The 13,691-nt window shown below is 35.3% G+C and carries 14 protein-coding genes; 3 read left to right on the forward strand and 11 right to left on the reverse strand.

Annotated features, from left to right (window positions below):
* Position 1: 1 nt before the first annotated feature.
* The 4 genes from AsAng_RS03260 to AsAng_RS03275 all read right to left on the reverse strand — a co-directional run bounded on the left by AsAng_RS03260 (position 2) and on the right by AsAng_RS03275 (position 4,578).
* Positions 2-1,681, reverse strand: a complete 1,680-nt coding sequence (locus AsAng_RS03260) for an ABC transporter transmembrane domain-containing protein (protein WP_264791351.1) — start codon at positions 1,679-1,681, stop codon at positions 2-4.
* 260 nt (positions 1,682-1,941) lie between these two features.
* Positions 1,942-3,000, reverse strand: coding sequence for a hypothetical protein (locus tag AsAng_RS03265; RefSeq protein WP_264791352.1), 1,059 nt, complete (start codon positions 2,998-3,000; stop codon positions 1,942-1,944).
* Positions 2,990-3,883: a hypothetical protein gene (locus AsAng_RS03270; protein WP_264791353.1), complete on the reverse strand. Its 894-nt coding sequence runs from the start codon at positions 3,881-3,883 to the stop codon at positions 2,990-2,992. Before AsAng_RS03270 ends, AsAng_RS03265 begins: the two co-directional genes overlap by 11 nt.
* A 2-nt stretch (positions 3,884-3,885) precedes the next feature.
* Complete coding sequence (locus AsAng_RS03275; RefSeq protein WP_264791354.1) at positions 3,886-4,578, reverse strand: MSCRAMM family protein; 693 nt, start codon at positions 4,576-4,578, stop codon at positions 3,886-3,888.
* Positions 4,579-5,360: 782 nt separating this feature from the next.
* Between AsAng_RS03275 and mazG the strand changes: the two genes are divergently transcribed.
* Positions 5,361-6,134, forward strand: coding sequence for a nucleoside triphosphate pyrophosphohydrolase (mazG, locus tag AsAng_RS03280; RefSeq protein ID WP_264791355.1), 774 nt, complete (start codon positions 5,361-5,363; stop codon positions 6,132-6,134).
* Between the two features lie 61 nt (positions 6,135-6,195).
* A complete protein-coding gene (locus AsAng_RS03285; RefSeq protein ID WP_264791356.1) occupies positions 6,196-7,362 on the forward strand; it encodes a pyridoxal phosphate-dependent aminotransferase in 1,167 nt (388 codons plus the stop codon).
* Positions 7,363-7,431: 69 nt separating this feature from the next.
* Here AsAng_RS03285 and AsAng_RS03290 read toward each other — a convergent pair whose 3' ends face one another.
* The 3 genes from AsAng_RS03290 to AsAng_RS03300 form a co-directional block, all read right to left on the reverse strand.
* Complete coding sequence (locus AsAng_RS03290) at positions 7,432-7,935, reverse strand: GNAT family N-acetyltransferase (RefSeq protein WP_264791357.1); 504 nt, start codon at positions 7,933-7,935, stop codon at positions 7,432-7,434.
* Between the two features lie 71 nt (positions 7,936-8,006).
* Positions 8,007-9,374, reverse strand: coding sequence for a phospholipid carrier-dependent glycosyltransferase (locus tag AsAng_RS03295; RefSeq protein WP_264791358.1), 1,368 nt, complete (start codon positions 9,372-9,374; stop codon positions 8,007-8,009).
* 38 nt (positions 9,375-9,412) lie between these two features.
* The gene (locus tag AsAng_RS03300; protein ID WP_264791359.1) at positions 9,413-9,751 is read right to left on the reverse strand and encodes a hypothetical protein; all 339 of its coding nucleotides are present in this window, start codon (positions 9,749-9,751) and stop codon (positions 9,413-9,415) included.
* A 164-nt stretch (positions 9,752-9,915) separates the two neighbouring features.
* Here AsAng_RS03300 and AsAng_RS03305 point away from each other — a divergent pair, with 164 nt between their 5' ends.
* Positions 9,916-10,329: a hypothetical protein gene (locus AsAng_RS03305; protein ID WP_264791360.1), complete on the forward strand. Its 414-nt coding sequence runs from the start codon at positions 9,916-9,918 to the stop codon at positions 10,327-10,329.
* A gap of 11 nt (positions 10,330-10,340) precedes the next feature.
* Here AsAng_RS03305 and AsAng_RS03310 read toward each other — a convergent pair whose 3' ends face one another.
* From AsAng_RS03310 to AsAng_RS03325, 4 genes are all read right to left on the reverse strand, one after another.
* Positions 10,341-11,519 carry a vWA domain-containing protein gene (locus tag AsAng_RS03310; protein ID WP_264791361.1) on the reverse strand — a complete coding sequence of 393 codons (1,179 nt, stop codon included), beginning with the start codon at positions 11,517-11,519 and terminating at the stop codon, positions 10,341-10,343.
* Between the two features lies 1 nt (position 11,520).
* Entirely contained in the window at positions 11,521-12,345 is an 825-nt protein-coding gene (locus tag AsAng_RS03315; RefSeq protein ID WP_264791362.1) for an AAA family ATPase, read from the reverse strand.
* Between the two features lie 65 nt (positions 12,346-12,410).
* Positions 12,411-12,806: a DUF1573 domain-containing protein gene (locus AsAng_RS03320; protein ID WP_264791363.1), complete on the reverse strand. Its 396-nt coding sequence runs from the start codon at positions 12,804-12,806 to the stop codon at positions 12,411-12,413.
* 16 nt (positions 12,807-12,822) lie between these two features.
* On the reverse strand, positions 12,823-13,683 hold the full coding sequence (locus tag AsAng_RS03325) for an NgoPII family restriction endonuclease (RefSeq protein ID WP_264791364.1): 861 nt from the start codon (positions 13,681-13,683) through the stop codon (positions 12,823-12,825).
* Positions 13,684-13,691 lie beyond the last annotated feature (8 nt).

Here is a 13,691-nt window from a genome sequence, read left to right on the forward strand (position 1 = left end):
CTTAGTTTAATAAGTAGTTAATTGACGGTGTATTTAGCGTATGTTTTCTATCGAATTGGATATTGGGAAATTGAGCTTCGTCTTGTCCAAAGATAACAATAGTTTTGTTTTGTTTGATAGAATTGATGTATTGGGTTAATGTTAATTGTAATTGAGGGGCTAAGTTTTGGAATTGAATGTCAATTAATATGATTTTTTTTCGAGTTAAAATAGCTCGGGCAAAACAGAGTAAAATATATTGATTGTAGGATAACAACTGTCCCATTTCACCAATAGGCATGTCCAAGGTTAGTTTTTCATCTTGGTTGTTTTGTAGAAGCGCTAAGAGTTCCGCTGCTGCGATTCTTTTTTTCTCTTTTTTATTGTAAGAAATGGCATCAAAGACAGTTTTTCCATAAAGGGGCCAATCTGCTGAGATAATTGTAATTTTTCTACGGATTACTTTAGGAGCTAAATGTCGAATATTTGTTCGATTTACTTTTATTGTTCCACTATAATTTCTATAAATACCCAACAGTAATTTGACAAAAGTTGTTTTTCCTTTTCCTGTAACCAAGGAAATTGATTTGGAGCGAATAGTCAAAGATAGGTTTTCAAACAAAACCTTATCTCCTAGTTTGAAATTTAGATTTCGAACAATAATTCGATTGCCGCTTATTCGTTGAATAGAAGGATCTATTTTATTTTGATCCGAAGGCAGATTGAGAATATTTAATAATTTAGAGAATGAAATATTTCCTAATTCCCAAATGCTATAAACCCGTAGTGTTCTCCTAAAAAGGGGCAAAATGGTAACCAATAACAATACGGTTATTAGAAGTTCACTGCCCGATTGCCAAGACGATAAGTGTACAAACGCTAGGATACCAGCTAACATGATATAAACCATGGATTTGGTGGTGGCTTGGATAAAGCTATTGACTATATGGTAATTAACACCTAGGTCGAGTATTTTTTTGACTCTTCGCTCATATTTTTTATACGCACTTTTTTCTTTATTAAAAGATTTGACAGAAAGGATACTTCTAAGGTGAATATTGACAAAGGAGAGTAAATTTGATTTCCTATTGCGGCGAACCATAGAAATACGATACAACCAGCGATTGACAAAAATCATAAAAACTAAGGTAATGAGTGTACAACCTATGATGATTAGACAAATGGTAGGGTTGATCGCAAAAAGAACAGCCATTGTTAAGGATAAAAATAAAATATCAATGGTAAATTGTAAAATGCCCTTTGTTAAATAGCCTTGGATACTTTTTAAGTCACCACTGTAGCGCAACAAATAGCGTCCTGTTCCTTTTTCGTCATAAATCGCTTGCGTTAAGTGTAATTGTTTTTGGAATAAAATTTTTCGCAATTGGAACAAAAAAAGCTCGCCCATTACTCCCTTGCCTAAACGCTCCAAAAAATCAAAAATACTTGTAATGACGATTAGCCCCAAAAAAAACATCAAAAAATGGGGAATCGTATCCGTAAAAGAAATTGGAAAAAATTCTAACAAGTATATTTTAGGAGAGTTCGTTTCAAAGGCTAGGCTATAGTATTTAGCCAAAGCAATTGGAATCAGTATTTTTAAAATACTAGAGCAAAAACCAATAATGATTACGCCAGTAACTCGAAGCTTGTTTTTGGATAAAAAACTAAGTAGTAATGTTTTTTTAGAAGTAGAGGTCATTCAATGTATTCTAGTTACAAAATTAATAAGTACAATTATGATAGGCGGAACCATTTCTATCTGCTACGCCTAGATACTTATTGTTTATTTTTCTTTTGAAAAATTGATCGGAATACTAAGGGGAATTTTTAACAGAAAAAATACAGAATACATTTAAAACCTCTAAAAAAGATGGCTTAAGATAAAAAATGTATGTTTTAGCAGATGCTTATTCTTAGTATTTTCTGCATAGATTGTATTACCCAATCAATATACGATTTCTAATTGTAGCTATTGGCTAATTCCACAGTTACCTTATTTTTTGTCGGATCAAAAATATGAATTACATTAGGATCTGAAAGCCCATCAAGGTTCAAAATTGGAATATCAACCACTTCTTCAACTTCTCTTGCTAATAGAGGACTCGCTGTAAAAAGCCCACCTACAGCTGCTGGTTTTACGCCCCACTCTGTTAGCATATTATACCCTAAAAGCGCACTCATACTATCACCTCCAGAAAAAACAACACTATCTACTGTCGCTAAAAATGGCTTGTGCTGAAGCAGCATGCTAGTTTCTCTTTGAAGAAGCCCATCGGCAATTTCAACAATGGTATATTCAGGATTGTATTTACTGGTTAGATTGGTTAAGCTTTCGTACAAATCTAATAATTCTGTTCTACTACACAGATAGGTAGATGGATAACCCAACGTAGAAAAATCAGAAACAAAACAAGCTCCACAGTCTCTTACCAAGGAACGATCTTTGGCATAAACCGTACCTGTTAATTTAAAATAAGCAACTTTGGCAGATCTAGACATTCCTCTACATAAATAGGCAGCAGTTGTTGTTTTGCCACTGTCCATACTAGCTCCTAAGGAAAGAATAACCTTGCTTTTTCGTTTTTTTTGTGGATTAAACCTACTGCGTTTATGCGATAAATATTTAGTATTAATAACCTTTCCATCCTTGGTAGCATAGCCAATCATTCTTAGTTGGGTCGGACCCTTTGCAGCTAGCTTGGCATGCATTGATGTGATGACCCCTATCGCTCCTCCTTTTCCTAAAATTTGATAGTTTTCGCAGTATTTTTTAGGAACAAGTCCTTCAAGTTGTCCCGTTGCATAACGACTACCAAAAGCAGCCATAATAATGTCGCCAGGAAAAATATAACGGTTGTTTCCATTGAGTCCCTGTATAGAGGAGTGTTTGCCCAATTCTAATACTTCAAATACTGCAACATCACCAGCCTTGGGCTTGTGGTTATACTTTATATTTTGGTCGATGTCAAAATCTTGAATCCCTTTGCAAATTATTGCTATCTTAATTTTATCTCGCATTTTTTTTCTTTAAGGCAACTTTTATTCTATAACTAAGGTGCAAACCAATAGCAGTATAGTTATTAAATGGTTGTTGTGTTTTTATAGAAGTAGGATTAAAAGGATAAGACACATTATCTAACGAAATGGGTCTTTTGTAATTAATATCAGTGTTGGGGAATATTCCTGTATTAAATTCCCATTGAAAAATAACATACAACGTACAATTAAATAAGACGTTCTTAAATGGACGAAAGCTAAAACCCGTTTTTACTCTAAAACGATGGTAACCATTGGGTGAATTATACCCAGTTATTTGCCCTTCATTATTGTAGTAAATAATTGGTCGCCCTCCCAAATAATAATAAAGAGAGGAAGCCAAATAAGGGCTTATACGCCACGGCCATTTTTTGTTAGCATAGTAGATACGTAGCGTATAAATAAATCGCACTCTATGCTTTTCTGGTTGTGGAAAAAATAGTTGAGCTACTGCATAATGTTTAAGTTTTAAATGATTATTTTTTTTTAATAATTTATGACTAACATTGTAATTAAGTGTAAGTCGTTGATAACTAGTTAACCCTAGTGGATTATTAGAGAAGCCAAAATTAATGTGTCTGCTTCTCCAAGGATATTGAGCACTAGAAAATTCAATTTGGAGATAGTGTCTTCCCGTTAGTTTATAGGCAAGTGTTACGTCTGTTTGCATAAAACCAAATCTAGCATCAGGCAAATCAACACTATATAACTGAGCAAATTTACCTTTAAAACGTTTGCCTATATTTACATTGACACTATAGCCGAACCACGATTTTATTCCGTCTGTTAAATCTTGTGCTTGCAAATTAGGAACAACCAATGAATTTACAAGCAGAAATAAAGCAAGGTACCTATAAAATTTCATCCTTATTGATTGATTACTAAGTCAGGGAGAACCAGTTGTTGGTTGATACTATCTATTGTAACATTTTGAATGATTGGTCGTACCCCAGAAGGAGCTTGGTCGTCTTTGGTATACGCATAGATTTGGTAGGTACCTATAGGCAATCCCGAAAACTCAAAAAAACCATCATAGTTTGTTCGTTGGCTTGATTCAACATTAGGACTATTATCATAAATAATATAGACCCGTTCATCAGGAGCATAGTATTGATTTGTGCCATCATCTACCAAAACTTTTCCTCGGATGGAAGCAAAGCCCTTTACATCATTATCTAGAATTACAAGATCTTCTACTTGTACTAACTCTTGTTGCTGAGTTATTTCTATCGTCTTCATAACAGGACTATAGCCAGAAGGAGAAAGAAAAGTAGAATCTTTAGAGTAGGCATATAGCGTATACTGCCCCATATTTAGATTTCTAAATTCATAGGAACCATCAAAATTAGTTCTTACCCGATCTCCATACGCTGCGTTATCTCCAAAAATAAGATAAACACTTTCATTATTAAGATAATAACTCTGCTTAAGCACAGAAAAATCAGCATTATAATTTTCAAGTTTTAATTTGCCAACAATAGCAGCATTTCCTCCTAAACCAGGTTCCTTAGCGCAACCTATAATGGATAGTAAAACAATAATCAAGGGGATCTGTTTCATTGAAATAGGACGTTAGTAATGGATTAATAGTTAGTTTTTAATAAACATTACTCCGTTAGAAACCACAGTAGCACCACAGGTACCACATAGTAGCAACATAACTAATCAGCGAAGTATTAAATGAAAGGTTGAGTTGTTTTTTTATTTGTTAAAGTAAAGTTAACATTTTTTTCAAACTTAAGGGAATATGCCAACTTTTATTAAAATGTTAATTAAGTGCAAAAGTGCTTTTTTTTGAGGAAAATAAATAGCCTATTCTTGCCAAGGATAGGTCCATTCTTGCCAAAGTTTATACATTTGTTTAATATTTAATTGTGATAAAAATATATGGTAAAATTCTTTTTTTTAGCGTAAAATAAAAATTATATTTTTAAAAAATAGGATAGCAGGATATTATATAGAGTGTAAAATAATATATACTTGCCCCTAGATGTTCCCTTATTTTATTAATCTGCTATAGTTAGCAAAAGCAATGTAAAAAGAAAAAGGAAGTTGACTTTTATGGTGCTCTAAACTTATATGTCAAACATTATTTATACCTTTGTCTTGGTCTATAAAAGGGAATAAAATTTGAATTTTCTTACATTCTATTTAGTAAAAGAAACGGGTGTTTATATGTTGGTTGGTCTGTGAATTGGAATTAAGAATTTAATGGTTTGATAATTAGGTTTTTATGTTTTTAGAAGCCTATAGGTATAAATAGAGGAAGGGGCTGGATGAATTTTAGTGATAAAACAAAAATAGATAAAGCACAGCGTGCAACATAAGATACATTTAATATTATGGAAGAAAAGATCAAAGCTTTTGAGCGTCTGCTCAATATTATGGACGACCTAAGAGAAAAATGCCCTTGGGACAAAAAGCAGACTTTAGAAAGTTTAAGTATATTAACCATTGAAGAAACCTATGAGTTAGTAGACGCTATTCAAGAAGGAAACCTAGAGGAATTAAAGGGAGAGATTGGAGATCTTATGTTGCACATGGTTTTTTATGCTAAAATAGCCAGCGAAAAAAAGGCATTTGACATTGCGGATGTTTTAAATACGCTTTGTGATAAATTAGTACATCGGCATCCTCATATTTATGGAGATGTAGTTGCCGAAGATGAAGCAACCGTTAAGAAAAACTGGGAATTGTTGAAGTTGCAAGAAAAGGGAAAGACTTCTATTTTGCAAGGGGTACCCAAATCGTTGCCCTCTATGGTTAAGGCTTATCGAATTCAAGAAAAAGTAAAACAAGTTGGGTTTGAATGGGAAGAAATTGAGGATGTTTGGGACAAGGTAGAGGAAGAGCTAGGCGAATTGCAAATAACGGTAGACGATAGAGAAAGCTCAGAGCGTATTGCGGATGAGTTTGGCGATGTTTTGTTTGCCTTGATTAATTATGCCCGTTACCTAAAAATTGATCCAGAAGCTGCTCTGGAGAAAACCAATAAGAAATTTATTCGACGATTTAAATTTATTGAAGATAACGCAAATCGGGCATTGGCTGATTTGTCTTTGGAGGAAATGGATGAATTGTGGGACAAAGCAAAACGCTTGGAACAGAATAAATAAAAAATTTATCACTCATATAAACTGAAAATTAATCATGTATGTTTCTGACCGTTTAAAAAACATGGCGGAATCTGCCACGATCAAAATGGCTCAATTGGCAAGAGAACTCAAAGCGCAAGGCAATGAAGTTATTAGCTTGAGCTTGGGCGAGCCTGATTTTGATACTCCCAATCCTATTAAAGAAGCTGCTTACAAGGCATTGCAAGAGGGCTATACTAAGTATACGCCTGTTCCTGGGTTGGTTGAGCTGCGAACGGCAATTGTAACGAAACTAAAAAGAGACAATAATCTTGATTTTGACATTAATCAAATCGTGGTCTCTAATGGTGCGAAACAATGTCTTGCTAACCTTTCATTGGCATTGCTTAATGAAGGTGATGAGGTGGTTATCTTTGCTCCTTATTGGGTTTCTTATAAGGAAATAATTGCTTTGAGTGGTGCAAAACCTGTTTTTATTAATGCAACCATTGAGAATGATTTTAAGGTCACTGCTGATCAACTGGAAGCTGCCATTACTGATAAAACACGTATGGTTCTATTTTCTTCTCCTTGCAATCCTACAGGAATGGTTTATACCCAACAGGATTTTGAGCCATTGGTTAAGGTATTGGAGCAACATCCTGAGGTATTGGTCGCTTCAGACGAAATCTATGAGTACATCAACTTTTTAGAAGAAGGTCATTTTAGTATTGCTAGTTTTGAATCAATTGCTGATCGTTGCATTGTTATTAATGGCTTTTCTAAAGGCTTTTCTATGACAGGTTGGCGATTGGGCTATATGGCAGCTCCTCGTTGGGTAGCGGCAGCTTGTGCCAAAATGCAAGGTCAATTTACTTCTGGAGCCAATGCTTTTGGGCAAAAGGCAGCAGCAGATGCTTTGTTAGCAGATATGACACCTACGCATGAAATGAATGCTGCATTTAGAAAACGTCGTGACTTAGTACTTTCTTTACTCAAAGAGATTGATGGTTTTAAGGTTAACTTCCCAGAAGGAGCATTTTATGTTTTTCCTGATATAAGCGCTTTGTATGGCAAATCAGTAGACGGTAAAGTGATTAATAACTCTTCTGATTTTTGTGAGTACATTCTTTATACAGCACATGTTGCCATTGTTGCAGGGGTAGCTTTTGGTGCTGATGATTGTGTGCGTATTGCTTATTCTACTTCTGAAGATCAGTTGATAGAGGCGATCGGTAGAATCAAAAAAGCGGTAGCAGCATTGAGCTAAAACCGCAGGTTAATGGTATAAATTCGGCAATTTGAAACAGTCTGTTTTCAAGTTGCCGAATTATTATATTTACTGAACAATAGAAAATAGATCAATAGGTGCTCCTCCTAATGTGGTTGTAGATTCATAGTTGAGTCCTATCTTTTGAAGCATATTTTTAGAGGCGCTATGATCTGGGCTAACAATGCCATAAATTTTGGATAAATTTAAGGTCTGGAACCCATATTCTTTTAAGACAGACAATACTTCAGTGGCATATCCCAGCCCCCAAGCACTACGTTTTAGATGCGCTCCTATATGCACTATATTTAATACCTCCATTGTATTTAAATTGGCCGTTCCAAGAAAGCGTTCATCCTCTATACTACGCACTGTCCAAAAACCTAAGCCTTGTGAATGGCGATTGGCTGCTACTTTTTGATGCAGAAAAGCCAAGTATTCTTCTTCTGTTTTGTTTTGAAGGGGAGGGATAAATGCATTGGAATTAGGTTCTAAATACATGGCTACTATTTCCTCAAAATCAGTAACCGATAAGGGGCGGATAATTGTACGTATTGTGTTCAGTTGTTGCATGATGTATATTGAATTGAGATGAATTTAAAATTAAATATTGCCATTATATAAAAACTTCAATAAGTTAGCCCTTAAAATGTATGATGTTTTACTAGAGTATAATTAGCGGTTTGAAAAATAATTGAAGCCGTATTGTCAACGGTGTGGTCTCGTTTTACCAAACTATATTGCGCTTCTTTTAGTGGTTTTTGAATGGAATTTCTACCTGTAAAGAGCCGCAATGCTCTTGGCTTTTGAAAAATAATAAGGGCCTTCTCAGGCGTTTCCTGTCGTATAAATTGATAGATGCTTTGCAACTCAGCAGAATGGGCTTCGTTAGTGTCTTTTTGCCAATAATAAACGCTGGTACCTAAGCTTTGGATTAAACTGACCGTAACTAATGTTCCCAATACGATTTTTCGCTTTTTAGTAGATGGTATAAGTGCATAAATGCCTTCTATCAGATAGAATACTAAAAAGGGGAGAACTGGAAACAAAAAGCGCATTCCCTGAAAACTTACCCAAAGCAAATAAATGCCTATTGTAGTACCTATATAAATGACAATGGATGGATTACTTATTTTTGTTTTGAATAGCCCTATGCCAATGATACCGCATACGAGACTAGCCAAAATTCCTTGGATTAGGAGGGGCAGCCCTCGAAAAATAACAAAATAATTTCCAATAAGTAACCAGTAATAATAGAGGTTGTTTAAAATGCTGTTTAGTGTGATTGTGCTTAATAACTGGAGCAGTTCGCTTCCTGTACTAGGCAGTAGACAATAACGAATACCTGCCGAAACTATAAAGGCAAAATATGGTAGCCCTAATATCCACAGGGCAAGCTTTGGTTTAGAATAATATTGATGAACCAATAGACAGGGCAATAAACAAATTCCAATATCTCGAATGTTATAGCTAAAAAAAATCAACAGACCCAATAAAAACGCTGGTTGGGGGCGCTTATATTTTTGTTGTTGAATTTGATAAACACAAAGCAGACTGAAAAAGAAAAAAGGTAAATCGGATAAAATGTGGTCTGAAAAACGGATAAAATGATAATTTAATGCCACCAATAAGGTAATTATAAATGCTTTGCTGCTAGATTGGCTTACTCTTTTAAAAATGAAATAAACGAGTGGTATACTAGCAATAAAAAATAGCAAACAGTAAACTTTCATAAGCCATAAATTCATTCCCCACAGTTGGTACATTGGCAATAATAAAAGCGGAAAGCCAGATGGATATAAATAAGGACCTACATGGGCATAAGAGTTGTCCATTGCATAGCGATTTTGTTCCAGTAGGTTTACTAGGGTTCCTTGGTCGAGTGCTTGGCATTGCTCTAGATATAGGGCAAAATCATCTGCCCAGTTGTGCCCCTGATCAATGCAAGATAAACCCAATAGAAATGCAAGGAGACTTACGATAGATAGGCTGTATTGAGGAGAAATTGTCATGAATTGCTTACTGTATGATGATAATGCTTGTGATAAACTTAGGCTATTTTTTTGCCCCAAAAAGAATTTAGAGCGGTTTGAAGATCAAGGTTTTTATTTTTGATCATCCAAGCAATTTCATATAATTTGATTAGATGGGACATCGCAAGCGTTCTAGTCGGGTCACCAGGAGAACAGTGAAACTCTGCTTTTTCAGAAATAGATATGCCTTTGCCATGGTCTGTTAACGTAACATAAACAATTGTTTTGGAATCAACGCCAGACATTCCTATTTCTATATCCGATTCCCATCGTTGATTATCTGTTGCTCCAACAAGAATAACATTATCTTCTATGTTTATCCAATTAATTACTAAATGCGTTATTGATTTATCCATTCTTTTGAATTGCCTTTATTGACATGATTTCCATTTTGTAGCCCCTTTGCTAAAATTAACAGACGACTAAAAGATAAAATATAAATATTTTCTTAAATTTAGAAAACAATATACTTTGCTGATGCAAAAATAAGAAAGTATTTCTACTTCAAACGTTATAAAATATGAATCCAAAGATTAGAAAAGGAAGTGCTCCAACTGCCAAAGTTATTTACAATTGGAATGGAAAAAAATTAATTGTGGGAAATGCTAGTTATGGAGACGTAGTGTATAATTTTGATGGTGTTTATGTTCGAGCAGGCAATTCTAAATTTAACAAAGCCTTGTACAACTGGGATGGAACCAATTTGAGGTTGGGGAATCACAAAGGAGATAATATCATCTATAATTATAAAAATGACTTACTGATTGATGGCAGTGCTCCAACAGGCAATGTAATTTGCAACTGGACCAATAAAATGCTGCGTATGGGCGGTCATGGAGAAGGAGATATTTTGTATAATTGGGAAGGGGATATTCCCGTACCAATTATTATTATTGTGTTGATGGAAGAAGGCGTAATTGCTAAAAAATTATAGTGCTTATAAACTTAATCTTTTAAGGCTTCTACAGCTTCTCCAATTCCTCGAATGGTCAAAGGGAACATACGCTCCTCCATAAATTCATTGAGGATTTGGATAGAACGAGTCCACCGCCACTCTTTTTGAGGAACAGGATTTAGCCAAACCATGGCTGGGAATTTCTGTTTGAGGCGATTTAACCAAACAATTCCCGCTTCTTCATTATAATGTTCGACACTGCCATGCTTCATCATAATTTCATAAGGTGACATCGAGGCATCTCCCACAAAAATGACCTTATAATCGCTGTTGTATTTATTGAGGACATCATAAGTAGAGATAAATTCCCCCCAACGCCTTGTATTGTCTTTCCACAGCATTTCATAAATACAATTGTGAAAATAGTAGAATTCTAAATTTTTGAATTCATATTTGGCAGCAGAAAAGAGTTGAGAACAAAGGGCGATATGATCGTCCATAGATCCCCCAATATCAAACAGCAGTAAGACCTTGACGTTGTTCTTCTTTTTGGGCAACATTTTGAGTTCCAACATTCCTGCATTTTCAGAGGTTTTTTTGATGGTTTGTTGCAAGTCAAGTTCCTCCTCTGTTCCTTCTCTGGTAATTCGGCGTAGGCGTTTGAGTGCTAGCTTAATGTTACGAGTTTCAAGCTCTACATCATCTTTTAGATTTTCAAAGTCCCGTTTATCCCAAACCTTTATCGCACGACGATGCCTAGATTCATGTTGTCCGATTCGTATCCCCTCAGGGTTGTAGCCATAAGCACCAAAGGGAGACGTTCCTCCAGTTCCTATCCATTTATTGCCTCCTTGATGACGTTCGTTTTGTTCTCTAAAGAGCTCTTGGATACGTTCAAGGAGTTTTTGGAGCCCACCCATGGCTTTAACTTTTTCCATCTCTTCGGGTGAGAATAAACGTTCGCCGTTTTGGCTAAGCCAGTCTTCTGGGATTTCAAATAAGGTTTCATCTGAAATAGTTTCAATGCCTTTAAAATACAATCCAAATAGACGATCAAAATCATCTAAATGCTTTTCGTTTTTAATCAGTGAGATTCGGCACAAATAATAGAATTCATTCACGCTTTTTTGAATCACACGCTTATTTAATGCTTCAAGCAAAGACAAATACTCCACCAAACTAACAGGGAGGCCTTGATTTTTTAGTAATAAGAAAAAATCTAAAAACATGCTAGGCTTTTTGCAAATGGTTGAGTAATGCTAAATCTTGTTCGTTTTTGATAATGGCTCCAATTAATGGAATTTTTCCTTGTTCTTGTGCTGAGCGAAGCCCTTCTGCATTAATTTTACCCACCATCAACAACTTGATCCAATCCAATAATTCACTCGTAGAGGGCTTTTTTTTGAGGCCTCTAATGGCTCTAATTTGGGTAAATTGTTCAATGGCTTCAGCAATCAAATCTTTTTCAAGATTAGGATAGTGAACATCAACGATTTGCAGCAGTGTATTTCGATCAGGGAAAGAAATATAATGGAAAAAACAACGTCTCAAAAAGGCATCAGGAAGTTCCTTTTCGTTGTTGGAGGAAATAATTACAATTGGGCGATGTTTGGCTTTGATGGTTTTATTCAGTTCATAACAGAAAAATTCCATTTTGTCCAATTCCAACAATAAATCATTGGGAAATTCGATATCAGCTTTGTCAATTTCATCAATTAATAAAACCACTCGCTCATCTGCTTCAAACGCTTCCCATAGTTTTCCTTTTATAATATAGTTGGCAATATCGTGGACTTTTGCATCTCCCAATTGAGAATCTCGTAACCGAGAAACAGCATCATAATCGTACAAGCCTTGTTGTGCTTTTGTTGTTGATTTGATATGCCAAGTAAAAAGCGGCTTTTGAAGTGCTTTTGCAATTTCATGCGCCAATAACGTTTTACCCGTTCCTGGTTCTCCTTTGATTAACAAAGGTTTTTCCATGGCAATGGAGGCATTAACCGCCAGTTGGAGGTCTTCTGCGGCAATATAGTTTTCAGTTCCTGTAAATTTCATGTTCTAATCAATTGAATAATTCGAGGACAAATATAGTTATTTTAGATTGGAATGAGCAGTTTTATTTAGAAAGTACTTTGGACATTTCCTTCGATTTGTATCCACAATTCGGGATAATTTTGAGCATTGCTGTGTATCATAATACTAGAATGGAATTCGCTGTCATCAATCGGTTTCCATTTTAAACGTATTTTGGTGCTTTGGTTAGGAGCGAGCGTTTTCTTTTTTATTCGGACAGAAGTGCAGTGGCAACCTTCTTCGATTTTGGTGATCATTAGTTTTTTGGAACCTGTATTGGTTAAGGTTAATTCTTTTTTAGCGCCTTTTTTTGTTTTAATGCTACCAAAATCCAATAAGGTATATCCATCTGTATTAATATCCAACTCTTTGAGTTCTATATCTTGTGCATTGCTGCTAATAGACAACAGCAAAAAGAACAATAATAGGGGCGTTTTTATCATAGTAGTTTTATAGCATTTAGACTGTTGAGCCAATCGTATATTTTATCAACTTGCAATCCATTAGATGAACGGGATTGTTGGGGTTCTGCACTTTGACCGTCGTTAATTTAATTTTTTCGCTAGTTTCCACTTTGGTTCGACTTTCTTGGGGAAAAGAATCGTATTTTTCACTAGGAATTAAGGCAATACACTGAAACTTTTCTTCGGGAGAATACCCATGTACATAATCAAAAACCTTATAAGGAGAATGCAGCAACCACATACCTCTAATCCTAAGATTGGTTATTTTGAGGGGATCAACCCCATTAACACGTCCAATTTCATTGGTTGGAGAAAAGTCAACGTTAGGAATAGCTTCAATATTGGTGGTAAGGTTTTCTTTTAGAGCAGTATAAACTGTTTCATCCGCAGCATAAAGACTACCATCAATAAACCAGAGCGAGGAGAGCTTATTTTTGGATTTTTTTGGAAGATGCCCAATTACATAAATAAAATCTTTGACCGCCCAATCTTCACATTTTTTGCAATGTTCTGTAATTAAAGAACTGTTAGCAAATAGTTTAGCTTTAGGAGGAGAACTATTTAATTGAAGCTCAGTGGTCAAACTTTCCGTTTTCTTGACCTCTATTGCATCCCCTCCTCGCAACATTAAATCAGGAGGATTGCGCTTGCTTCCTTGATAAGAATAGACGGCTGCATAAGCCTCAAGTCTTTTGGCTTTGTCTTCTTCTGAAAAGGTATTCGCAAAAGCATCTTTGACAAAAGTTTCTAAGCCCTCTCCAACATTATTGGCTCGATTGTTTCCAAAGGTAATATCTTGAACCGTTAGATCAATCAAATTAGAAATATTGTAAATGGCTTCTAATAGATTACTCATTGACTGGT

The sequence above is a fragment of the Aureispira anguillae genome, assembly GCF_026000115.1.
Lineage (GTDB): Bacteria > Bacteroidota > Bacteroidia > Chitinophagales > Saprospiraceae > Aureispira > Aureispira anguillae.

Excerpts from the sequence above, each read along its gene's own strand:
- AsAng_RS03295 (WP_264791358.1), bottom strand. The coding sequence starts at position 9,374 with ATGACAATTTCTCCTCAATACAGCCTATCTATCGTAAGTCTCCTTGCA.
- AsAng_RS03300 (WP_264791359.1), bottom strand. The coding sequence starts at position 9,751 with ATGGATAAATCAATAACGCATTTAGTAATTAATTGGATAAACATAGAA.
- AsAng_RS03275 (WP_264791354.1), bottom strand. The coding sequence starts at position 4,578 with ATGAAACAGATCCCCTTGATTATTGTTTTACTATCCATTATAGGTTGC.
- AsAng_RS03265 (WP_264791352.1), bottom strand. The coding sequence starts at position 3,000 with ATGCGAGATAAAATTAAGATAGCAATAATTTGCAAAGGGATTCAAGAT.
- AsAng_RS03285 (WP_264791356.1), top strand. The coding sequence starts at position 6,196 with ATGGCGGAATCTGCCACGATCAAAATGGCTCAATTGGCAAGAGAACTC.
- AsAng_RS03270 (WP_264791353.1), bottom strand. The coding sequence starts at position 3,883 with ATGAAATTTTATAGGTACCTTGCTTTATTTCTGCTTGTAAATTCATTG.
- AsAng_RS03315 (WP_264791362.1), bottom strand. The coding sequence starts at position 12,345 with ATGAAATTTACAGGAACTGAAAACTATATTGCCGCAGAAGACCTCCAA.
- AsAng_RS03305 (WP_264791360.1), top strand. The coding sequence starts at position 9,916 with ATGAATCCAAAGATTAGAAAAGGAAGTGCTCCAACTGCCAAAGTTATT.
- mazG (WP_264791355.1), top strand. The coding sequence starts at position 5,361 with ATGGAAGAAAAGATCAAAGCTTTTGAGCGTCTGCTCAATATTATGGAC.
- AsAng_RS03260 (WP_264791351.1), bottom strand. The coding sequence starts at position 1,681 with ATGACCTCTACTTCTAAAAAAACATTACTACTTAGTTTTTTATCCAAA.
- AsAng_RS03310 (WP_264791361.1), bottom strand. The coding sequence starts at position 11,519 with ATGTTTTTAGATTTTTTCTTATTACTAAAAAATCAAGGCCTCCCTGTT.
- AsAng_RS03325 (WP_264791364.1), bottom strand. The coding sequence starts at position 13,683 with ATGAGTAATCTATTAGAAGCCATTTACAATATTTCTAATTTGATTGAT.
- AsAng_RS03320 (WP_264791363.1), bottom strand. The coding sequence starts at position 12,806 with ATGATAAAAACGCCCCTATTATTGTTCTTTTTGCTGTTGTCTATTAGC.
- AsAng_RS03290 (WP_264791357.1), bottom strand. The coding sequence starts at position 7,935 with ATGCAACAACTGAACACAATACGTACAATTATCCGCCCCTTATCGGTT.